A 21777-nucleotide genomic window follows, 5' to 3' on the forward strand; every position below is an offset into this window, starting at 1 on the left:
TCGAGATAACGCCGGCTTCCACCACCCGGCGGAGACGAATCCCCCACGACGGCTTCGTCTGCGGATGATTGTGCGTGCACTACGGACTGCGTCGACATAGATCTCCTCGCCGGACCCCGGATCCGGCTGCTGGGCAACATGTTCGAAGCGAATCGGCGATCGGTATCGCCGATCGACTGTGACCATGGTAACCGCGATTCCTTACCGTTCCCTTAGACGCGAACCCAGACGTGGTCGACGTCACCGCCGCCCGGCACTGTGACTCGAACCTGAACGTCGGTCCAGAAGAGCGATCGAATTGCTTTAACCCGCAAGCATTTTCGTACGGGTCGCCCGAGTGTTCAGCACACCTGAATGCCGTCGGCGATAATGGTCGGGAGTAAATGCTCAACCACAACGATGTGAAGGCAGGCACCATGTCCGATCAGTACGTCGCCGCGCAGGATCGCTACGAAGCCATGCCCTACCGCCGAACCGGTCGGAGCGGTCTCAAACTCCCGGCGATCTCGCTCGGGCTCTGGCACAACTTCGGCGACGACGTACCGATCGAGAACCAGCGCGCAGTCCTGCGGCGGGCATTCGACCTCGGAATCACGCACTTCGATCTGGCCAACAACTACGGGCCGCCGTACGGAAGCGCCGAGACGAACTTCGGCAGGATCCTGCGTGAGGATTTCTCTTCGTACCGCGAGGAATTGGTCATCTCGTCGAAGGCCGGGTGGGACATGTGGCCCGGTCCTTACGGGTTCGGCGGTTCCCGCAAGTACTTGCTGTCATCCCTCGACCAGTCGCTCGGCCGACTCGGAGTCGATTACGTCGACATCTTCTACAGCCATCGCCCCGACGCCGAGACTCCGATCGACGAGACCGCAGGCGCGCTGATCAGTGCCGTTCAGCAGGGCAAGGCGCTGTACGCGGGTATCAGTTCGTATTCGCCGGAGCGTACCCGTGAAATCGCCGCACTGCTCGCCGCTGCGGGGGTCCCTTTGCTGATCCACCAGCCGAGCTATTCGATGCTGAATCGGTGGATCGAGCAGGACCTGCTTTCGGCTGTCGACGATCTCGGAGTGGGCGTCATCGCGTTCTCGCCGCTCGCGCAAGGCATGCTCACCGACCGGTATCTGAACGGCGTCCCCGAGAATTCTCGCGCCGCCCAAGGTAAGTCACTCGATCCGTCGTGGTTGACCGACGACGCTCTCACCCACATCCGCGCGCTCAACGACATCGCGGCAGACCGCGGCCAGTCACTGGCTCAGCTGGCACTGAGCTGGTCACTCCGCGATTCGCGGGTCACCTCGGTATTGATCGGTGCATCCAGCGTCGCCCAACTCGAAGCCAACGTCGGCGCGCTCGACAATCTCGAATTCAGCGCAGCCGAACTGGCCTCCATAGATCAGCACGCAAAGGACAGCGGCATCAATCTGTGGGCAGAGGCCAGTTCGATCTGAGCGATCATCTGCGCTAGAGCTGAGGCAACTCCACGTTCACGTGCTCGCCCTCTTCGAATACGGCCGAAGCAGGCCCGACGATCAAGGGATCCGGAGTACCGACTGCCCGGTGATCCTTGTTGGGATAGTCGAAGCTGGCGAGCACGTGACGCATCGCTTCGAGGCGGGCGCGCTTCTTGTCGTTGCTCTTGATCACCGTCCAGGGTGCATCCCCGGTATCGGTGTAGAAGAACATCGCTTCCTTGGCCTGCGTGTAGTCGTCCCACTTGTCGAGCGAAGCCAGATCAGTCGGTGAGAGCTTCCACTGACGCACCGGGTCTGTTCGACGGGCTGCGAATCGCGCCAACTGCTCTTCCCGGCTGACCGAGAACCACAGCTTGTGCAGATGGATCCCGGAGTTGACGAGCATCCGCTCGAAGTCCGGGGTCTCTCTCATGAACTCGAGGTACTGAGTCGGCGTGCAGTAACCCATCACTCGTTCGACACCGGCGCGGTTGTACCAGGACCGGTCCATCATCACGATCTCGCCGCCGCTGGGTAGGTGTGCGACATACCGCTGGAAATACCACTGTGTTCGCTCGATGTCTGTGGGCTTCTCGAGCGCGACGACCCGGGCACCACGAGGATTGAGATGCTCGGTGAACCTCTTGATCGACCCGCCCTTACCGGCAGCATCGCGACCTTCGAAGATGATGAGCACTTTCTGCCCGGTTTCCTTGACCCACAGCTGCAGCTTGAGCAACTCGATCTGCAGACGCCGCTTCTTCCGCTCGTACTCGCGGCGCGACATCTTCTTCTCGTACAGATAGCCCTGCTTCCAGGCATCCGCGAACTCTGAGGGCTCGAGTCCGCCGAGCTTGTGCTTGAGACTCGAGAGCTCGTCGATCTCGGCCGCATAGTCCTCGGTGACGGAAATTCTGGTCGACGGGGTCGGCAGGTCAGGAACCCGACCGTCCACACCGCTGGCGTCGGGGCTCATGAATACGCACTCCCTGTCGTCGAAATGAACGAACGTCCGGAAAGTGAATTTTACGCGCCGCAGCACTCCGCCGCGGGACCGAAGCGAATGTTGCTTGGCATCGAGGAGGTAACGACAGGTCCGGCTTCCCAGGCGCCGAACCCCCACGCGGTACCTTGATCGAGGTAACTGAGACGGTCGGTAACCCCCGAGAGAAGAGAGTTCTGGCGAGATGCGAGTAGACGGACGGGAGATCCCGGTAACGGGAAGCCTCCTGCCACCACTGCACCGCCGTACGAGCGACATCATGCGGGTCGCGATCGCTGCCGTGCTGCTCGGCGGCGTCATCGCGGGTTCTCTGATCACCCGAAGTCAGTGGGACGCCCTCGAAACGTCGGTGTCCAACATCGTCGGAGTGCTGTCGCCGAGCCTGTCCGACACTGTGTACCTCCTCTACGGCATCGCAATCCTGGCGCTACCGTTTGCCATTCTGATCGGGCTCATCGTGGGGCGCCGATGGAAGTTGCTGGCCGGATACGCCGCTGCCGGCCTGTGCGCCGGACTCGCGCTGTCGTTCACCGGAACAGGACTCGCCGCACCCAAGTGGCACCTCGACGTCCCCGACCGACTCGACGCCACGTTCCTGTCCCAATTCCTCGACGATCCGCGGTGGATTGCGATGCTCGCGGCGGTGCTCACCGTCTCGGGTCCGTGGCTACCGAAAAAGTGGCGACGAGCCTGGTGGACGCTGCTTCTGCTGTTTGCGCCCATTCACCTGATCGTCAGCTCGATCGTTCCCGCCCGATCGATGCTGGGTCTCGCCGTCGGCTATCTGATCGGCGCGGTGATCGTTCTTGCCGTCGGCACACCTGCCCTCGAAGTGCCGTTGGACTCTGCAGTACGCGTGCTCGCGCGGCGTGGTTACCGCGTCACCGCTTTCCGCGTCGTGAGTCCCTCGGGAATCGGCCCGCTGGTCATGTCCGCCGACATCGACAAGGCTCCGGACGACGAACCGTTCGACGAACTGATTGTCGAGTTGTACGGACAGAACCAGCGAAGCAGCGGAGCAATTCGACAGACGTTCCGCTGGATCTCGTTCCGGAACCGTGAAACTCCTCCCCCTTACGGATCGCTTCGGCGCGCCGTCGAACATCGCGCGCTGATGGGTATCGCGTTCGCCGACATCGGTCTGGCCAGTTCCAAAGCCGTCGCCATCTCAGTGCTCGATCGCGGATGGGAGATGTACGCCCGCCCGAGCCCCCGCGGTATCCCACTTGCCGTCGCCGTCGAAAACCAGGCGGACGAGGAAGAATCCTCCAAACTGATCGACGCGTTGTGGCAAACACTGCACACCATTCACGTACATCAGATGGCGCACGGTGACCTGCGCGCTTCCGAGATTCGCGTCGAGGGCGGAACGATCCTCTTCGGCGGCTACGCGTACTCCGAATTCGGCGCCACCGAAGTTCAGATGCAGTCCGACAACGCCCAACTTCTTTTTGCCACCGCATCACTGTTCGGCGTCGACGCAGCGGTGGACGCCGCGATTCGTGCGCAGGGCGCAGACACGATTCTCGCTGCCTCCGGCCGATTGACCACCTCGGCGTTGCCCAACCGAATTCGGCGGACCGCCGAGGATTCCGCAAAATTGATGACCGAGATCCGAGACGAGGTCGGCGCGAAGAACGGGATCGAAAAGGTCGCTCCCGCACAGGTCACCCGATTCAGTCGCAATCAACTAATCCAGCTCGTTCTGCTCATCGGATTGGTCTACGTCGCCTATCCCTTCATCAGCCAGGTACCCGCATTCATCACGGAGTTGAAGACAGCCAACTGGTGGTGGGCACTGCTCGGCCTCGGCGTCTCCGCACTGACGTACGTCGGCGCGGCAGCGGCCCTGTGGGCCTGTGCGTCTTCGATGGTCAGTTACCGCAACCTCCTGATCATGCAGGTGGCCAACACCTTTGCCGCGACGACTACTCCGGCCGGAGTCGGCGGGCTCGCCCTGAGTGTGCGGTTCCTGCAGAAGGGCGGGCTCGGTACCGTCCGTGCAACGGCCGCAGTCGCGCTTCAACAGACGGTTCAGGTGGTCACCCACGTCGGCTTGCTGATCTTCTTCTCGATCGTCGCCGGACGCGATACGAACCTCTCGCACTTCATCCCGGGATCCACTGTTCTGTATCTGGCGGGTGGCGTCGCGCTCGGAGTTCTCGGTGCATTCATGTTCATTCCGAAACTTCGTGGGTGGCTGCGCGACGATCTGCGTCCTCAGATCACCGAGGTGTTGGGTGAACTGAGCCAACTCGCACGAAACCCCACCCGATTCCTCATCATCGTGGGCGGCAGCGCTGCAACAACTCTCGGTGCCGCCCTGGCTCTGTGGGCAAGCGTCGAGGCATTCGGCGGCGGAACGACGTTCATCACCGTCACCATCGTGACGATGATCGGTGGAACCCTCGCCTCGGCAGCGCCGACACCGGGTGGCGTCGGAGCCGTCGAGGCCGCCCTCATCGGTGGCCTGTCCGCGTTCGGATTGCCGGCAAGCATCGCTGTGCCGTCGGTTCTGCTCTACCGAGTCCTGACCTGCTGGCTCCCGGTGTTCTGCGGCTGGCCGACCCTGCGATGGCTGCAGAAGAACGACATGGTCTGAGCGTTCACTGCCGGCGAACGATGTGCGCCTGCAACGCTTCACCGTCGTCGTCGACCCAGCCCTTGCTTTGGGCGTAGTCGACCATCGCCGCCACTCCGTCGACGTCAGTGGCGCTCTCGCGAACACGGGCTACCGAGATGAATGCACTACCACCGCTGACGTATCCGTAATTCCGAAGGCGCAAGAGCTCGTCCAGTTCGGAATCGGCGATGTCGCCGGTCACCTCGACGTGAAAGGCCTTCAGGTTGTCCACATCGCGGACGCTGACGCGGCCGTTGTCCACCAGTACATACATGGCTTTCCTTTCCTGGATCACTCACGACGGTGAGTGCGTACCGAATACACGCCGGTGATAGGTCAGTGGATTCGCCTCGCAGTGCCAGGCGTCGTCCACCGATCCTGTCACGATCTTGTGATCACCACCGTCCACGACGGCATCGACGGTGCATGCGATCCAGATGGGAGCGTCCGGCAGTCTCGGAACACCGAGATGCTCCGCCCACTCGATACCGTCGAACTTCGCACGGCCCTTCCTCGCAAAGGCAACCGCCAGTGAGCTTTGCGCGGTCCCGAGGACATTGATCGCGAACCTCCGCGTTCCTTCGATCAGGCCGAGAACTTCCGACTGTCGATCCAGAGCCACCGCGGTCATCGGCGGGTCCATCGACAACGACATGAACGCGCTGACCGTCGTCCCGTGCGGCCGGTCGCCGTCCATTGCCGTGACGACGGCGACCGGTGAGCACACGTGCGCCATGGCTTCTCGAAAACGCAACGCCCGGTTGCCCTGTGGAACGTTCACGATGTCAGCCCTTGTCTGCCAACTCTTGTGCGTACTTCTTCGTCATGTGGTCGACGGCGTCGAGTTGCGCCTTTGCATGCCCCTCCCTCACGGCACGCGCGTGAGCTGCCGCATCGAGCGTCGCCTGTGCCTGCCCTTGGAAGTGCGGAAAGACTTCTTGCGCGAACAGTTCTGCCGAACGGCGAGTGTCCTGCGGGTTAGCCCAATCGTGGCCCATCTGCAGCATGCAACCGAACCCGCCGGACTGGTCCCACAGTCGCTGTACCTGACGCCTGGCCTGCTCCGGTGTGCCGATGACACCGATGCCGGCCTCGTTGATGAAGTCGATCATCTCGCTCAGACGCGCACCGGAGACCGCCATCTGGGGGAAGGCCGCGACGTGCTGGAAATAGTCGAACCACTCCTCGATGCCGTACTCGACCTGCTTGCGTGCTTCCGCCTCGGTTTCGGCGATGTGGAAAGGCCCGGCAAGAGACCACTGCCGACGATCCACCGTCGTCCCGTTGACCTCAGCGCGCTCCTCCATCACATTCCAGTGGTGCGCCAAGGCGTCGAAACCGTCGGCGGACAAGGTTGCTCCGATGGAGAGCAGACCGAGACCGTGTGTACCGGCCAGGCGAGGTCCTGTCGGGGAAGCCACTGCGGCCACGGTGATTTCGATGCCGTTCTCCGAGTACGGAGCGAGCTGCAGCTTGGCGTCGTACAGCTCGTGGGTTCGAGTCTTCGCGGACACCGTCTCGCCACGAAGAAGGCGCACGACGATGTCGAGGTTCTCCTGCAACAACTCTCGGGTGTCCGTCGGGTTCAGACCGATCATCGCCGAGTCGGTGGGCAACGAACCGGGCCCGACTCCGAAGATGGTGCGCCCCTGAGTCAGGTGATCCAACTGCATGATTCGATCCGCTGCCCACAGCGGGTTGTGATACGACAGGGACGTGACACCCGTGCCGAAACGAATCCGAGGTGCGCGCTGCGAGGCTGCAGCGATCATGATTTCCGGCGACGCGATGATCTCGCTTCCGGCAGAGTGATGCTCACCGAACCACGCCTCGTCGTAGCCCAACCGGTCGAGATGCTCGACCAGTTCGAGATCGCGCTGAAGTGCGGCAGTGGGATTGCGTCCGGGGACGTGGAAGGGTGCCATGAAATACCCGAAACGAAGCCTGCTCATGAGTTCTCCTAGTGCCGTGGGCCAACTCCTGGCCATGCACCGAAAACGCTAACCGCGACGTGACTGTGGTCACAGTGCACGAAAGTGGACAATCTCAGGCGCGCTGATCGGCGAGTTTCTGCTCGTAGACCAACTTCACGAACTCGGCACGGTTGCGTACGCGCAGAACGGCAAAGATGCGGCTGACGTACTTCTTCACCGTGTCCGGACTCAGCGACAGAATCACCGCAATTTCGTCGTTGGTATGACCGTCCGCCAACAACTCCGCGAGGTCGATCTGCCGGGGCGTCAGCTTCTCTCGCCATCCCGGCTCGCGTTGACCGGGAAGCGTCTGGCACAACAGCGACAATTGCTTGCCCAAGATGCCCAAGCCCACGATGTCGCGCCCTGACAGATCCTTGCCTTCTGAATCGAAAATCCCCACCAAACCGTGACCGCCGTGGGCCAACTGGAGATGCATCACCGACGCGCTGTGCAGCCGCTTGCGATAGAGAAAATCTCGCAGGTAGGTCGCCGACTGCGAAGGGACGTCGGCCAACTGAGTGTGTGTGATGGCGGGAGATGCCAACAGCGTTGCGCGCGATTGCGCTGTCGCAAAGACGTCATCGAGGTACCAATGCGCTTGGTACTCGTCGAGGATCGGCGTGATCCGCCCGGTCGTCACCGGATTCGGATCGGCGAAAGCCGTCGTGAAGGTCGGGCCGGCAAGGAAGGTGGTGTTGGGACAGCGGTAGTGATCGTGCAATGCCACCATGAGGAGGTTCTTGAGCTGATCGAGCGTTCTCGCGGCTGAACAGTAGTCGAGGATCGCGAACACACGGTCGTAGTCCGCAGCGGACAGCGCGACGTCACCGTTACCGTGCACGTAGACCACCTCACCCGAACTATGATCCAGATCACTCAACGGACAGCATAAGCACTACTTCAAAGAAACGGACAACCTCGCTGCCTACCAGCACTGTTGATGCCGATAACCGATACTGAGCTTTATGTCGGAACTCGGAAATGAACCAGACTCGAAGCAGAAGGCGGTGCTCGAGCGACACGCGTCATGGATCGAATTGTTCTTCGACCTGGTCGTAGTTGCCGGTATCGGTCAGCTGGCTCACCTACTCCACGGTTCGCCGTCGTGGTCGGATGTCGCGCTCTACGCCTTGCTCTATCTCGCGTTCTGGACCGCGTGGGCGACGTTCACGATGTACGGCAACATTGCCGGCGACCGCGTCCGAATCCCGAGCATGCTGATCGCCATGTTCGGACTGGCCGTCATGATGGCGGCCGTGGCCGGCATCCACGACAACCATGCGCTGGCCTTCGCTGTCGCCTACGTGGCCGTACGCCTGCTGGCGAGTCGGGTGTGGCACAACGGCCAGATCGTAGTGGACTGGCCGATCGCCCAGATGTCTCTCGGTGTGATCCCGTGGATCGTCTCGTTCTGGTTCGAGGGTGAAACTCGGTTCTGGCTCTGGACTGCCGGTGTGACCATCGATCTGCTGATCATGTTCGTCGTCTCCGGCAGCGCGATCATGGAAGACGCGCAGGAAAAGCTCGACCGCATCATCAAGGTTCGCGGGTTCAAGGACGACCGGATGCCCGAACTCGAAGCCCTGCACTCCGATCGGGCTCATCTTGCCGAGCGGCTGGGCCTGTACGTCATCATCGTGCTGGGTGAGGGTGTGATCCTCGTGATCTCTGCAGCCTCGAAGCTCACCTGGGACTCCACGGTGGTCAGCCTCGCCGTCGGATCGTTTGTCCTGCTCTCGGGCATGTGGGCACTCTCGCTTCTCTACGGCCACGCCGGTGTTCCGCACCTGCAGCCCGAGAAGTTTCCCGCTCGCATCGACATGGCACTGCACTGTTTCACCACCGGCGCTATCGCGGTTCTGGTCGCGGGCCTCGGAGCTGCCACCGAACACGGCGCGGAACACACACCCGCGAACCTGCGGTGGTTGTTGTGCGGAAGCATCGCAGTCTATTTCGGAATCAGCACCGTGGCGGGGCTGTTTGCGCGATCGGACCGACGGTGGCTGCTCGGCTGGGCGCTCCCCTGCACCGCCGTCCCCATCGTCATGGGCATCGTCGGCACGCACATGAGCGCCACGTGGATCATCTGGGTGCTGGTGGCCACCGTGACCTGGCAGAACGGCTACGAGTATGCGCAGGTGCGGCGTTCGCGCCGCTCTGCTGTGCGCCTTTATTAACCCCCCGCGCCGGGTCGAAGCGATAGGGCTGAGCCAACAGGATTCCAGCCAATCGCTTACGCAACCTCGACATCTCGGCCCGGACGGTCACCGTCTTGCGCGGATCGCCGAACAACTCTGAGGCGAGCTGCGAGGCCGTGAGACCCTCGGGCGCCTGTGTCAGAGCCAGGAGGATCTGCGAATGACGCGGGCTGAGGTCGATACTCCAACCTCCCAAGTCCGAGGAGTACCGCAGTTCCATCGCATTCGGATCTCGCAGGTCCAATTCGACTTCGGCACAAACATTTCCAGACGCCGGGTTCACCTGAGGACGAATGAGCCAGCCGCCCGGCAGTGGCTCGCACATACACAATCCGAGTGACGGGAGCCAATGCTCGCCGCTGGTCATCACTTTCGGCAGTGCGATGCGGTAGATCGGCGCCATCGAGTCCACCGCAGCAACCCAGCCACTACGGTCCACAACCATTGTCGGCTGACTCGCGCGAGCCAGCGTCGACGCCGAGATCATCCGAAGCCGATCCAATCCGATTCGATGCTTCTCCCGCAGTGCGGATTCCGCCAGCCTGGCCACGCTGTCCACCAAAGCGAGAGTCGACGGGTGGACAGTGCCTGCGGCGCCGGCGACGTTGACGACGGCGAGCGCCCGGCGACTACGCGGATCCCGAACCGTCGCCCCGGAGCAAGTCCACGGATGCTGCGAGCGCGAGTAGTGCTCGGCCGAGAACACCTGCACTGCCGAACCTGATGCCAACGAAGTACCGATCCCATTGGTACCGACAGCTTCCTCGGTCCACGACGCACCCTCGATCATCCCGAGGCGTTCGGCCCGATCCAGCATTCGACCGGGCCCGTGGCGCCAGAGGATGCGACCCTGTCGGTCCGCCACCACTATCAAATTCGCGTCGTCCGGGCCGACGAGCGGTGCCAGACCGCGTACCGCCTCGTCGAAGATCTCAGTCATTCCGGTCGCACCCCGACTCTCTTCGATCTCCGAGGCACGAGTGGTCTTCGTGATCGAACACCGCTCCGGATCGAGACCGAGGGCGCGCAGACGCGACCACGAATCGGCGATCACGGAGCGCGGGCGCGCGGGCGGTTTGCGCCCGGACATCGTTGCTTCGTACACGGATTCGAGAACACGTGCGTACTGCGCCGGGTCTTCACCACTACCCAGGGCCGGTTCGAGTCGATTCGTTGCGCCGATCACACTCCAGTCCTATGTGATGGGGTCATCGAAAGCGAGCGTTGCACCCGGTTGCAGAGTTGTCCGCGTGCGTGAACGTAGGACGGCGTTCACGCAGTCTTGACGAAGCCTTCGGCCTCGCCGATCGCCAATGCCTTGCCGTTCGCCTGCAGGTCGAAGTGTCCGACCCGCAGCGTGCGACCAGTACCGGCGCACTGCTTCTCCGTCAGACCCAGACTCGCCACCTGCGGGCGGGCATACGTGCATCCCGGAACGTAGTCGCGATCGAGCGGATGAACATCGGGCACGCCTGCCAGCTTTTCGACGCACAGGACAGCTTCGTGACTTGCCTTGTGCGCCAGACATGGAGCGCCCGCGACGTCACCGATTGCGTAGATCCCGAAGGCACTGGTACGGCACCACTGGTCGGTGACGATCGCACCGCGCTCGATCTCGATGCCCAGAGCCTCCAACCCCAGATCCTCGACGTTGCCGGTTATCCCGGCCGCCACCAACACCCGGTCCACGGTCAACGCCTGGACACCGTCGCTCGTCTGCACGTTCACTTCGACGGCGTCGGCGCCGACGGTCACCGCCGACACCGAGGCTCCGGTGTGAATCGTGATGCCACGCTTCTCGAACTGCTTGCGAACGAACGCCGAAATCTCTTCGTCCTCGACCGGCATGATGTGTGGTGCCATCTCGACGATGGTCACCTCGGCGCCGAGATCGCGGTACAGGCTGGCGAATTCGACTCCGATCGCGCCGGACCCGATCACGAGCAGCGACTTCGGTAGTTCCTTCGGGACGAGTGCGTCGAAATATGTCCATACCCGATCACCGTCGGGGGCAACCCCGGGAATCGAACGCGGCCGGGCGCCGGTTGCAATGATCACGTGGTCGGCTCGATACGTCTGACCTTCCACGGACACGACGCCCTTGTCCACCAACTTCGCGGTGCCTGAGATGACGTCTACGCCGTTCTTCTTCATCAGGTAGACAACACCGCCGGACAATTTCTCCGAAACCCCTCGGCTGAACGACACCAACTTCGAGATGTCGAACTGGACAGACGCCGAACTGAATCCGTATTTGTCGAGTTCGCTCAAGGTATGCGCGACGTCCGCGCCGTGAAGCATCGCTTTGGTGGGGATACAACCCCAGTTGAGGCAGATGCCGCCGAGGCGATCACGTTCTACCAGCGCAACGTTCAACCCCAACTGGGCGGCCCGGATCGCCGCCACGTAACCACCGGGGCCACCACCGATGACAAGAACGTCGTACTTCTTCGACGTATTGCTTTCCACCACAGCCCCTTACACCAACATCAGCGCGGGAGAAGCGACAAAGCGCTGGAGCTCCCGAAGGAAGGTCGCACCCAAGGCTCCGTCGATCACCCGGTGATCGCACGAGAGGGTCACGGTCATCACGGTCCGGACGGAAACACTGTCGCCGACCACCACGGCCCGCTTCTCCCCCGCACCTACGGCCAGGATCGCTCCCTGGGGCGGGTTGATGATCGCGTCGAATGCCTTGATCCCGAACATGCCGAGGTTGGACACCGTGAACGTTCCGCCTTGGAATTCTTCGGGACGGAGTTTGCCGGTCTTCGCCTTGGTGGCCAACGAGAGCACCTCACCGGAGATGTCCGCCAACGACTTGGTGTTCGCGCCACGCACGATGGGCGTGATCAGTCCGGTCGGAAGTGCAACTGCCACCGAGACATCCGCCGACGCGAATCGAAGAACCGATTCGTTCGCTGCATCGAATTGGACGTTCACGTCCGGCACCTTCATCAGCGCAGCCGCGCAGGCCTTCACGATGAAGTCGTTGACCGACAGCTTGACCGCCGGGACAGTCGAATTGATCTCCTTGCGCAGAGCGAGGAGCGCATCGAGCTCGAGATCCGCCGTGAGCCGGAAATGGGGAGCCTGCTGCTTGGACGCCTGCAACCTGCCCGCGATTGCCGATCGCATGGGCGTGAACGGAATTGTGTCGTACTCGGGTTCGACGGCAATGGTTCCCGTCTGAGCCGCCGCTTCTGGCAGGAGCTGCGCGGAACGAGCGGCGTCGTGCACGTCGGCGACGCAGACGCGTCCCCGCGAGCCTGTCGGACGACAATCGTGCAGGTTTACGCCCAGCGATCGGGCAGTTCTGCGTGCGACCGGGGTGGCAGGCACGGCACTGTCGTCGGCGGTTGATCGCAGCGGGAGGCCGGATCTCGTGGCCGGCGCTGCTGTCGCAACAGTGCCACCGGCGTCACGAATCGCGTCGTCGATGTCTCGGACACTGATCCGCCCGAGTGGGCCGGTGCCCACTACGGCGGCGAGATCGATTCCGAGCGCTTCGGCACGTCGGAGTGCTCGAGGACTCGCAAACACGTCGCTCTGCGTCGTGCCCTGCAGAACACTCGGTACGACGGTGGAACCGGTTGGTGCAGGTTTCGCTGCAACAACCACCTTCGCAGCGGGTGTAGCCGTAGGTGTCGCGGGAGGCGCCGGTTCGGCAGCTGGTGAGGGTGCCGGCTCTTCCGCCGGCGCGGTTGCGCCGCGAGCGGCGAGGAACTGCTCGATCTCCGCATCCGTCGTGGACGCATCGGCGGACACACCGATCACGGCACCGACGGGCAGAGTCTGCCCCGGTATGCCGACGATCTTGCGGAGAACACCGTCGAACGGCGCCTCCAGCTCGTTGGTGATCTTGCTGGTCTCGATCTCACAGATCAACTGGCCCTTGGTGAACGAGTCACCTTCCTCGATGAGCCACGCGTTGACCAACCCCTCCTCCATGGAGAGCCCCCATTTGGGGATGTCGATAGCTTTGATGTCAGCCATGATCAGGCTCTCACCAGCTTGCGAACCGACTCTTCGATGCGCGCAGCGTCAGGCAGCCAGGCAGTTTCGAGGGTCGGTGAGAACGGAACCGGAGTATGTGGCGGCGTGATCAGTTCGATCGGCGCTTTCAGGTAGTTGAATCCCTTGGTGGCGATCAGCGCGGCCACGTCGTGCCCGAAACCGCAGCGGGCGGCGGATTCGTCGACGATCACGACGCGTCCGGTCGATGCGACGGATTCGAGGATGCCGTCCTCGTCCAATGGTGAGACGGTACGAGGATCGACGACCTCGACCGAAATACCCTCGGCTGCCAGCTTGTCCGCTACGTCGTTGGCGCGGTTCACCATTGCGGACAAAGCGATGATCGTGACGTCGTCGCCCTGCCTGGTGTAGTTGGCGACGCCGAACGGAATCGCGTACGGCTCGTCCGGCACCTCGCCCTTGAGGTCGTAGAGCACCTTGTGCTCGCAGAACACAACAGGATCGTCGTCCCGGATGGCCTGGATGAGAAGGCCTTTGGCGTCGTAGGCGTTGGACGGCGCGACCACTTTCAGGCCAGGCACCGCGGCAAACACGTTGTACGGAGACTGAGAGTGCTGCRCAGCGGCGGAGAAGCCGGCGCCGATCATGCCTCGCACCACCAGCGGAGTTCTGGCTTTGCCACCGAACATGTAGCGGAACTTGGCAGCCTGGTTGTAGAGCGCGTCGTAGGAGACTCCGAAGAAGTCCATGAACATCAGCTCGGCGACCGGCCTCAGCCCGGTCAGTGCGGCTCCGGCAGCCATTCCGATGATCGCGGATTCGGTGATCGGGGTATCGATTACACGCTCCGATCCGAACTCCGTCCACAATCCCTTGGTGACACCCAGGACACCGCCGAATGCCTCGATCTTCTTCGTCTCCAGATCGGGATTGGTACCGGCATGCCCACCGCGTACGTCCTCACCGATCAGGACGACGCTCGGATCTCGTTGCATTTCTTGAGCGATGGCCTCTTTGACGGCCTCGCGGTAGGTCTTCTTCGACACGTTCTCGGCTTCCACGCTTGTCATCTCGGGCTCCTCAGTACGACACGTAGACATCGGTCAGCAGATTTTCGACTGGTGGGTACGCTGCGGCGCGCGCCTTCGCCACCGCCTCGTCCACCAGCACTCGCGACTGCTCGTCCACCGCGTCCAGATCAGCGGTGCTGACCTTCTTCGCATCCACACTGCTACGGAAATTCTTGAGCGGATCCTCGGTTTCCCGCAGTTGCGCAACCTGTTCCGCCGTGCGATACAGCTGCGCGTCACCCTCGAAGTGGCCGTGCCAACGGAATGCGGCCGCCTCGATCGTGGTGGGGCCACCGCCGGTCCTGGCTCGCTCGGATGCTTCCGCCATTGCGTCGTAGACCGCGAAGAAGTCGGTGCCGTCCACCTTGACGGCAGGCATTCCGAAGGATGCAGCGCGGGCGGCGATGTCGGGTGCGCCCACCGCGTAGTCGGTTCCTGTTGCTTCACCGAATCCGTTGTTCTCGATCACGAAGACGATCGGAAGATCCAGCACCACAGCCATGTTCATCGCCTCGAAGACGGTTCCCTGGTTGGATCCACCGTCTCCCGTGAACGACGCTGCGATGACGCCGTTTCGAAGTGTCTTGCCACTCAGTGCAGCGCCGATCGCCAACGACGGTGCTCCGCCGACAATCGCATTGGCACCCAGCATTCCCACGGACAGGTCGGCGATGTGCATCGACCCACCCTTACCGCGGCACAAGCCGTCGTCCTTGCCGAAGATCTCGGCCATCATGCCGTTCAGATCGCAGCCCTTGGCGATGCAGTGCCCGTGACCGCGGTGAGTGGATCCGATGTAGTCGGCGTCGCTCAGGTTCTCGCACACTCCCACCGCGATGGCTTCCTGGCCCGAGTAGAGGTGAATGAAGCCGGGGATGTCACCGGTTGCATTCTCTTCGTGCAATCGATCCTCGAACGCGCGGATGCGCGACATCTTCTCGTACGCCTTCAGCAATGCATCCCGGTCCAGCCCTGAATGAGGCTTGGCCCCGGTCTTTTTCGATCCTGACGTTGCCGGCTTCTGCGCCGTCCGTTGAACCACCGTCACACTCCTCGTTCTCAATCACTCGTCGCCATGCAGTGTCGTGTAGGTCACGGGCGAAGAGAAAGAGTTGCGTAAGGTTGCCGGGAGTTGCGAAGGGTTGCAGCTGTTGACTTTCGAGCGTTGACTCAGGCGCCGCTGAGGCTGCCGCGTCTGATCTTGGACAGCGCGCGGTGTTGTACGAGTTCGACGGCGCTCGTTGTTGTTCTCAGTGACAGCGCCGTCTCGCGCACGTCGAAACCGACAACGATGCGAGCTACCAAGACATTGCGTTCGACGGCCGACAGATCGCCGAACGGCAGAGTGAGTCGACTGGATGCGGGTAGCGAATCGATTTCGCGACTGATCGCGTCGTACAGATGCGCGAGGAACGCTTCTCCGGCGCGTCGTCGTCGCTGGATATCGGCCAGGACGGAACCGCAAATGCCGACGGCAATACGGTCAGCGTCGACCGGTCGCAATTCGGCACGACAGCGCCGCGTCACCAGAGGCACGATGCGTTGAAGGAGTTCCGCAATCGCGTCACGATCCCCTCGGGACGCATCGTCGGCAACACCGTCGATCGAACGTCCACCTGCCCTGCTTGTCATTCCGATCTCCCCCTGGTTCCACCCTTGGTCGAATTCCCGACTACTGCTCAGGTTTCGAGCTCGCTAGGGGCGTATCGGCTCGGGGCAGATCCCGGTTTGTTCCCCGATGATGTTGATCTCGGCGTTGGAACGAGGGTCAGCGCCGTAGTTGATCTGGTCAGTGCACTTCTCGGGGGGTTCGACGGCACCGGATGGGAGCGGGGCCGGGCATGAACCCATCTGCTCTCCGATGCTGTTGATCTCTGCATTCGAACGAGGATCGCCCGCATAGTTGATCTGATCGGTGCACTTGGTCGACCCGGTAGCCGGACCAGGGGCCGCAGGGGCAACTGTGCTGGCCGAGACCGGCGTCCAGGCCGGTGCTGCTCCACCCGCCGGGACTCCCGGGGTGGATTCGTCCGCGTTGCCGGCCGAATTCGAATTTTCGACTGTCTCCGACGTAGGTGCCACCGTGGTCAGCGGGGGTGTGGTCGCGGACGCCGCGACCACTGACGTAGCCGTCGAACCGTTTTCAGGTGCAGTGGTGTCTTCACTCGAACACGCGGTCATGGCGCACGCGCTTCCGATCGTCAGTACGGCAAGGAACACTCGCAGGCGCCGAGACTTGTTGGTCAGCAAAACATCAGGCATGTGCTCTCACGCTCCTCGATACAGAAATTCGGGTCCGTTCACCTCAAATGGCGAACATCGACGTGACTCACTCTAAAAGCCTGATTCCATCGGTTTCGTAACAGAATTCCGGCGGTCGCGTACCAACTCTCAACGGTCCCGACATTCATACGATTACGTAACGGTGGGTGGCGAAACGCCGATATCGAGATCACGTGTGATCCTATGAAAAGTGCGCATGCCGATGAGACAGTTCGCACCGGCCGGGGAGGGGAAAGTGTTGTATCGGAATGAGATCTGCGAGGGCCGAACAGGCCGCACTCGCAGGCTGTTCGGTACGGCACTCGCGACAGCGGCCGTCGGAGCGTCCGTGATCACCGGATGCGGGTCCACTCAGGGTGTTGTGATCGAAGGCGATGTCGCTTCCACCGGATTGTCCGTCACACAGCCCGCCGACCTGGCCAGACGGGTTGCCGAGAATTCGAGGTTGGGCCGTGCGCTTCTCGACGACCCAGGGGTGTCGGAGGGCGTGAAGACAGAACTCCGATCGTGCCCGGACTGGTATCCGATCTCTGTCGGATCCATCCTTCTCGATCCAGGCGCACCTCGTATCGTGCCGGAGACCGAACTGGTCGTCATGAATGTGTATCCGTGCCAACCTGCCCACCAACCCGGGACCGGAGTATCGATTTCGGTCAACCTCGCCGGCTACGTCTACCGCAGCGGCAAGGCCGGTTCGAGTGAAGACAATCCCGAACTGGGTGAGCGCCTGTTCTCCGTCGAAGAGCGCGGAAAATTCATCGTCAGCGGTCAGCGCGCCGCGAGTTTGTCTGTCCTGGAAACGGATCCGCGACCACCGGAGTTCGAATGTTGCCCGCGTCCGCCGCTGCGAACCGAGTTCCACTGGGATGGAACGGAGTTCATCCGTGATTGATCGCCGTCGCCGCGCGATGCTCGCCGGTCTTTGCCTGCCGGTCGCGTTTGCTCTCGCCTCCTGTTCCACCGAGCCTGAATCAGAACCCACTCCGAATATCGCAGCATCACTCGACCCCTCGGATCTCTCACAGGGCTTGAGCATCGATCCTGTTGCCCTCCTCAGAGCAGACCCGGAAGTGTCCGATGCGGTCAAGGACAGTCTCCGACTGTGCGGGGATGCGAACTTCCCCTTCGAAATCCGGTACTCCCACGTGACGGACGCCGTTTGGCAAGATGCCGTCGTCAATGTCTTCACCTGCGAGTCTGTCGGCATCTGGGGACGACCGGCCCCACCGGTCAGCTTCATGGTCGCCGGATTCGTCTACCAGATCGACGAATCGGGCGCTCACAAAGTCTTCGGAGTGCAAGACCCAGGACGCTACGTCGTCGGCTCAACCGGAGGATTGTCGGTCATGGTCGACCTGTGCAAAGACCCCGGCATTCCGGAGTTCTGTCAATCGTCGACTGCATACAAGTGGACCGGTGAAGGGTTTGAGAGTGTTCCGTTCCCATGAAAGCGAAGGCCGATGACCGATCCGTTGATTTTGCTGGTCGAAGACGACGCTGTCATCCGCGAAGCAACGCAATTGAATCTCGAACGCAACGGGTTTCGGGTGATCACCGCATCGGGTGGGTTGACCGGAATGGATTTGGCGGTCGACGCCAAGCCGGATATCGCCGTCCTCGACGTGATGCTTCCCGACCTGAACGGAATCAGCCTGTGCCGACGCATTCGTGAGGAACTGTCRGTGCCGGTCATCATGCTGTCCGCGCGCGACGACCCGGTCGACATCGTTCTCGGATTGGAAGCCGGTGCCGACGACTACGTCACCAAGCCCTTCGACAGCGGTGTCCTGGTGGCCCGTATCCGAAGTGTGCTCCGGCGGGTCGAATCCCATTCCGGTACGGAGAAAGACATCGTGACTCTCGGCGATCTGGAGATCGATCGCGAGTTGGTGACCGTCACGCGTTCGGGCGCCGAAGTGGCACTCACCCCCACTGAAATGAAGCTGCTCCTGGTCATGGTGAGTGTGCCGCGCAAAGTCTGGTCTCGCTCCGAACTGCTCTCGGACGTCTGGGATTACGACTGGGGCGGCGATACGCGCATCGTCGACGTTCACGTTCAGCGATTGCGCACGAAGATCGGCTCCGAACAGATCCGAACCGTCCGGGGGTTCGGCTACACGATGGACAACCATCGGTGAGATCGCGGGATCTCGCCGCCAAGCTCCCGTCCACCGGGAGGCGGTTGTCGTTTCAGTGGAAGATCGCTGCAGCGATCACGTTCGTGATTGCCGTCGCCTCGATCACGCTCAGTACCGTGATGCATCAAACCTTTTCACACAACCAAGAGGATGCAGCGCGGGCGGCAGCTGATCGCAATCTCCAACTGGTGTTGCAGGACGAAACGGGCAGCATGCGTGCGCTGTTCCGCGCCACCACAGATGGTCTCGACGTTCCGGAAGAGTTGCGTCAGGCCGTGGCGGGCGGCAAACGTGCCACCTACCTTGTCAACAGCGGGGACCAGCCATTTGTCTGGGCTGCTGCCGACGTCAACACTCAGGTGGTGGCGATTCGCGTCCCGTACACCGCGCAGCGGGAATCGATCGCCAGCGTCGATCGGACACTTCGCAATGCCACCATCGCAGTGATCGCAGCGGGTGCCGTCCTGGGTGTGCTGCTTGGACTCGCGATGTCGTATCGATTGCGCTCGGCCGCCCGTGCGGCTCGCAAAGTGTCCACCGGAGCGAACATCCGCGTCCGCTCGGTCACCTGGTCGCTTTTCGACGACGAGATCACCGAGCTGGCGGATGCGGTCGACGCAATGTCGGATGCGCTGCGGGGACAATTGGACGCCGAGAAGCGCGTGACAGCCAACATCGCGCATGACCTCAGAACACCCATCTCCGGACTGGTCGGCGCCGCAGAGCTTCTGCCGCCAGGTAGGCCTACCGAATTGGTGCGCGACGGCGTCCATAAACTCAGAAGGCTTGCCGAGGACGTCATCGAAGTGGCCCGCCTCGACACCACGTCCGAGCAGGCTGACATCCAATCGGTGGAACTGGCACCGGTGGTTCACCACGCGATTTCCACCACCGGGGTGGAGTGCGAAGTGAGAGTTCACGGGACCCCTGTGTCGCACACCGACGCACGTCGGCTCGAGCGGATCATCGCCAACCTGATCTTGAATGCTCGAAATCACGGAAAGCCGCCGATCAATGTCGACGTCGACCACTCCCGCATCACGGTGCGGGATCGGGGCAGCGGCTTCACTGAAGAGTGGCTTCGTCAGGGGCCGAAGAGATTTCAGACCGATTGCGTCGAACGCGGCCCGAACTCGGGCCTGGGCCTCGGCTTGACGATCGTAGTCGGGCAAGCGGCGGTCATCGGCGCTCGTATCAACTTCTCGAACCATCCGAACGGCGGCGCTGTGGTGACGATCGACCTCCCCGAATGCCCGCCAGACGAGTTCGCTTGACACCGAGCCAGTTCGGCCGATCGGCCGGGACGCAGTGCCCCGGCCGATCGGTGGTGTCTCAGGTTCAAACCTGTCCGACAGTGACTCCGGTGCGAACGTCCGGTGCACCAAGGCGCGCCGCATCAGCGGTCAGGTCATCGGGCTGCTCCTGCGATTCCCGCTCGGCTGCAACACGCAACCGGTAGTGTTCGATCTCCTCGGCAATGTGCTCGGGAGTCCAACCCAGCACCGGCGCAACCAGTTCGGCTACTTCCGCGGCTGCCGCGTCGCCGCGGTCGGTCACCTCGATGGAGATGCGGGTACGACGGGTGAGGATGTCGTCGAGATGCTGCGCACCCTCGTGACTCGCGGCGTAGTGAATCTCCGCCCTGAGGTACTCAGGGGCGGAGTCCAACGGCTGCCCCAGTTCAGGCCTCGCCTCGATGAGTTCGAACAACTCGTCAGCCAAAGTGCCGTACCGCCCGAGTAGGTGCTCGATGGTCGAAACGTGGAGCCCGGTGCGCTCAGCGGTGAGATGCCGATTGTTGTGTGCGGCAAAATAACCGTCGGCACCCACCAGCTGGATACGCTCGGTGCAGGACTTCGGCACCTTCTGTTCGAGTCCGTGTACCGCGGAATCGACTGCGTCCTTGGCCATCACGCGGTAGGTCGTGTACTTGCCACCGGCGACCACCGTCAACCCTCGAACCGGACTCGACACCGCGTGCTCACGCGAGAGAGTGCTGGTCGAGTCCGATTCGCCGAACAACAACGGACGCAGTCCCGCGTACACACCGACAACGTCCTCGTGCGTCAACTCGTCCTGGAGCAGCTTGTTGACATGTCCGAGGATGTAGTCGATATCGCTTCGGCTCGCTGCCGGATGCGCGAGGTCGAGGTTCCAGTCGGTGTCCGTCGTACCGATGATCCAGTGGCTTCCCCACGGGATCACGAACAGCAGACTCTTCTCGGTCCGCGTAATGATTCCGGTAGAGGAGTTGATGCGGTTTCGCGGGACGACCAGGTGCACACCTTTCGAAGCGCGAACCTGGAATTGCCCTCGCCCACCGACCATTTCCTGGATCTCGTCGGTCCAGACCCCGGCGGCGTTGATGACCTGACGAGCACGGATCTCGAACGCGCGACCCGTTTCCAGATCCACTGCCTTCACTCCGACAACGCGGTCCTCCTCACGGAGAAAACCGATTACGCGGGTGCTGTTGACGCACAGTGCGCCGTATTCGGCTGCTGTGCGCGCCAGCATCATCGTGTGGCGGGCGTCATCTACCTGGCCCTCGTAGAACTTGACCGAACCCCTGATAGCAGAGCGCTTTCCGGAAGGGAACGACTCGAGAGTCTTCTTCTTTCCCACATGCTTGTGGTGTGAGGGAACCCCGCGGCCTGCGCCCATCACGTCGTAGACGCCGATGCCCAGACCGACGTACGGCCGGTCGATCAACTTCTCGAGCGGGTAGATGAACGGCACCGGCTTCGCGAGATGCGGGCACAGCGAGTTCAGAACCAGCGAACGCTCACGCAGTGCCTCGAACACGAGCGCAAAATTGAACTGCTCCAGGTAACGCAGTCCGCCGTGGAACAACTTGCTGGACCTGYTCGAGGTTCCGGACGCGAAGTCACGAGCCTCCACCAAGCCCACCTTCAGACCACGAGTTGCGGCATCGAGCGCGCTACCCGCGCCGACCACGCCACCGCCGATGACCAGGACGTCGAGTTCGGTTTCTTCCAACTTCTTCAGCGACTCCGCCCGCGAGGACGGACTCAATGCTTGTGCTGTGCTCATGAA

The 21777-nt window shown here is 62.2% G+C and carries 21 protein-coding genes; 7 read left to right on the forward strand and 14 right to left on the reverse strand.

Going from position 1 to position 21777, the window contains the following annotated elements; translation table 11 throughout:
• On the reverse strand, positions 1-186 hold a 186-nt coding region (locus AC1DWA_RS30420), incomplete at its 3' end, for a hypothetical protein (protein WP_477846853.1).
• 230 nt (positions 187-416) lie between these two features.
• Between AC1DWA_RS30420 and mgrA the strand changes: the two genes are divergently transcribed.
• Positions 417-1448, forward strand: coding sequence for an L-glyceraldehyde 3-phosphate reductase (gene mgrA / locus AC1DWA_RS30425; protein ID WP_477846858.1), 1032 nt, complete (start codon positions 417-419; stop codon positions 1446-1448).
• 13 nt (positions 1449-1461) lie between these two features.
• Here mgrA and ppk2 read toward each other — a convergent pair whose 3' ends face one another.
• The gene (gene ppk2 / locus AC1DWA_RS30430; protein ID WP_477846852.1) at positions 1462-2427 is read right to left on the reverse strand and encodes a polyphosphate kinase 2; all 966 of its coding nucleotides are present in this window, start codon (positions 2425-2427) and stop codon (positions 1462-1464) included.
• Positions 2428-2638: 211 nt separating this feature from the next.
• Between ppk2 and AC1DWA_RS30435 the strand changes: the two genes are divergently transcribed.
• Positions 2639-5056, forward strand: a complete 2418-nt coding sequence (locus tag AC1DWA_RS30435) for a lysylphosphatidylglycerol synthase transmembrane domain-containing protein (protein WP_019744892.1) — start codon at positions 2639-2641, stop codon at positions 5054-5056.
• A 4-nt stretch (positions 5057-5060) separates the two neighbouring features.
• Here AC1DWA_RS30435 and AC1DWA_RS30440 read toward each other — a convergent pair whose 3' ends face one another.
• The 4 genes from AC1DWA_RS30440 to AC1DWA_RS30455 all read right to left on the reverse strand — a co-directional run bounded on the left by AC1DWA_RS30440 (position 5061) and on the right by AC1DWA_RS30455 (position 7894).
• Positions 5061-5351 carry a Rossmann-fold NAD(P)-binding domain-containing protein gene (locus AC1DWA_RS30440; RefSeq protein ID WP_021332231.1) on the reverse strand — a complete coding sequence of 97 codons (291 nt, stop codon included), beginning with the start codon at positions 5349-5351 and terminating at the stop codon, positions 5061-5063.
• Between the two features lie 21 nt (positions 5352-5372).
• On the reverse strand, positions 5373-5813 hold the full coding sequence (locus AC1DWA_RS30445) for a flavin reductase family protein (RefSeq protein WP_151531214.1): 441 nt from the start codon (positions 5811-5813) through the stop codon (positions 5373-5375).
• A gap of 49 nt (positions 5814-5862) precedes the next feature.
• Positions 5863-7029 carry an LLM class flavin-dependent oxidoreductase gene (locus AC1DWA_RS30450; RefSeq protein WP_235170101.1) on the reverse strand — a complete coding sequence of 389 codons (1167 nt, stop codon included), beginning with the start codon at positions 7027-7029 and terminating at the stop codon, positions 5863-5865.
• Between the two features lie 94 nt (positions 7030-7123).
• Positions 7124-7894, reverse strand: coding sequence for a helix-turn-helix transcriptional regulator (locus AC1DWA_RS30455; protein ID WP_256922158.1), 771 nt, complete (start codon positions 7892-7894; stop codon positions 7124-7126).
• A gap of 124 nt (positions 7895-8018) precedes the next feature.
• Here AC1DWA_RS30455 and AC1DWA_RS30460 point away from each other — a divergent pair, with 124 nt between their 5' ends.
• On the forward strand, positions 8019-9230 hold the full coding sequence (locus AC1DWA_RS30460; protein ID WP_070385564.1) for a low temperature requirement protein A: 1212 nt from the start codon (positions 8019-8021) through the stop codon (positions 9228-9230).
• Here the strand turns inward: AC1DWA_RS30460 and AC1DWA_RS30465 are convergent.
• The 7 genes from AC1DWA_RS30465 to AC1DWA_RS30495 form a co-directional block, all read right to left on the reverse strand.
• The gene (locus AC1DWA_RS30465) at positions 9136-10437 is read right to left on the reverse strand and encodes a helix-turn-helix domain-containing protein (protein ID WP_477917430.1); all 1302 of its coding nucleotides are present in this window, start codon (positions 10435-10437) and stop codon (positions 9136-9138) included. The two genes, AC1DWA_RS30460 and AC1DWA_RS30465, sit on opposite strands and share 95 nt — an antisense overlap.
• Before the next feature lie 86 nt (positions 10438-10523).
• Positions 10524-11723 carry a dihydrolipoyl dehydrogenase gene (lpdA, locus tag AC1DWA_RS30470; RefSeq protein ID WP_477917431.1) on the reverse strand — a complete coding sequence of 400 codons (1200 nt, stop codon included), beginning with the start codon at positions 11721-11723 and terminating at the stop codon, positions 10524-10526.
• Positions 11724-11729: 6 nt separating this feature from the next.
• Complete coding sequence (locus AC1DWA_RS30475) at positions 11730-13247, reverse strand: 2-oxo acid dehydrogenase subunit E2 (RefSeq protein WP_047889562.1); 1518 nt, start codon at positions 13245-13247, stop codon at positions 11730-11732.
• A gap of 2 nt (positions 13248-13249) precedes the next feature.
• Positions 13250-14299 carry an alpha-ketoacid dehydrogenase subunit beta gene (locus AC1DWA_RS30480; protein WP_477917433.1) on the reverse strand — a complete coding sequence of 350 codons (1050 nt, stop codon included), beginning with the start codon at positions 14297-14299 and terminating at the stop codon, positions 13250-13252.
• A gap of 10 nt (positions 14300-14309) precedes the next feature.
• Complete coding sequence (locus tag AC1DWA_RS30485; protein ID WP_283308771.1) at positions 14310-15233, reverse strand: thiamine pyrophosphate-dependent dehydrogenase E1 component subunit alpha; 924 nt, start codon at positions 15231-15233, stop codon at positions 14310-14312.
• Positions 15234-15469: 236 nt separating this feature from the next.
• Complete coding sequence (locus AC1DWA_RS30490) at positions 15470-15931, reverse strand: RNA polymerase sigma factor SigD (protein WP_020970474.1); 462 nt, start codon at positions 15929-15931, stop codon at positions 15470-15472.
• 63 nt (positions 15932-15994) lie between these two features.
• Entirely contained in the window at positions 15995-16561 is a 567-nt protein-coding gene (locus AC1DWA_RS30495) for a hypothetical protein (protein ID WP_477846849.1), read from the reverse strand.
• A 256-nt stretch (positions 16562-16817) separates the two neighbouring features.
• Between AC1DWA_RS30495 and AC1DWA_RS30500 the strand changes: the two genes are divergently transcribed.
• The 4 genes from AC1DWA_RS30500 to AC1DWA_RS30515 are packed head-to-tail and all read left to right on the forward strand — an operon-like array spanning position 16818 to position 19994.
• A complete protein-coding gene (locus AC1DWA_RS30500; RefSeq protein WP_020970476.1) occupies positions 16818-17474 on the forward strand; it encodes a hypothetical protein in 657 nt (218 codons plus the stop codon).
• Positions 17467-18030 carry a hypothetical protein gene (locus AC1DWA_RS30505; RefSeq protein WP_020970477.1) on the forward strand — a complete coding sequence of 188 codons (564 nt, stop codon included), beginning with the start codon at positions 17467-17469 and terminating at the stop codon, positions 18028-18030. Before AC1DWA_RS30500 ends, AC1DWA_RS30505 begins: the two co-directional genes overlap by 8 nt.
• Before the next feature lie 12 nt (positions 18031-18042).
• Positions 18043-18720 carry a response regulator transcription factor gene (locus tag AC1DWA_RS30510; protein ID WP_029256009.1) on the forward strand — a complete coding sequence of 226 codons (678 nt, stop codon included), beginning with the start codon at positions 18043-18045 and terminating at the stop codon, positions 18718-18720.
• Complete coding sequence (locus tag AC1DWA_RS30515; protein WP_019744906.1) at positions 18717-19994, forward strand: sensor histidine kinase; 1278 nt, start codon at positions 18717-18719, stop codon at positions 19992-19994. Before AC1DWA_RS30510 ends, AC1DWA_RS30515 begins: the two co-directional genes overlap by 4 nt.
• Positions 19995-20058: 64 nt before the next feature.
• Here AC1DWA_RS30515 and AC1DWA_RS30520 read toward each other — a convergent pair whose 3' ends face one another.
• Positions 20059-21774 carry a glycerol-3-phosphate dehydrogenase/oxidase gene (locus AC1DWA_RS30520; protein ID WP_477917435.1) on the reverse strand — a complete coding sequence of 572 codons (1716 nt, stop codon included), beginning with the start codon at positions 21772-21774 and terminating at the stop codon, positions 20059-20061.
• Positions 21775-21777 lie beyond the last annotated feature (3 nt).

It is taken from the genome of Rhodococcus sp. P4_F3_2, from assembly GCF_056401335.1.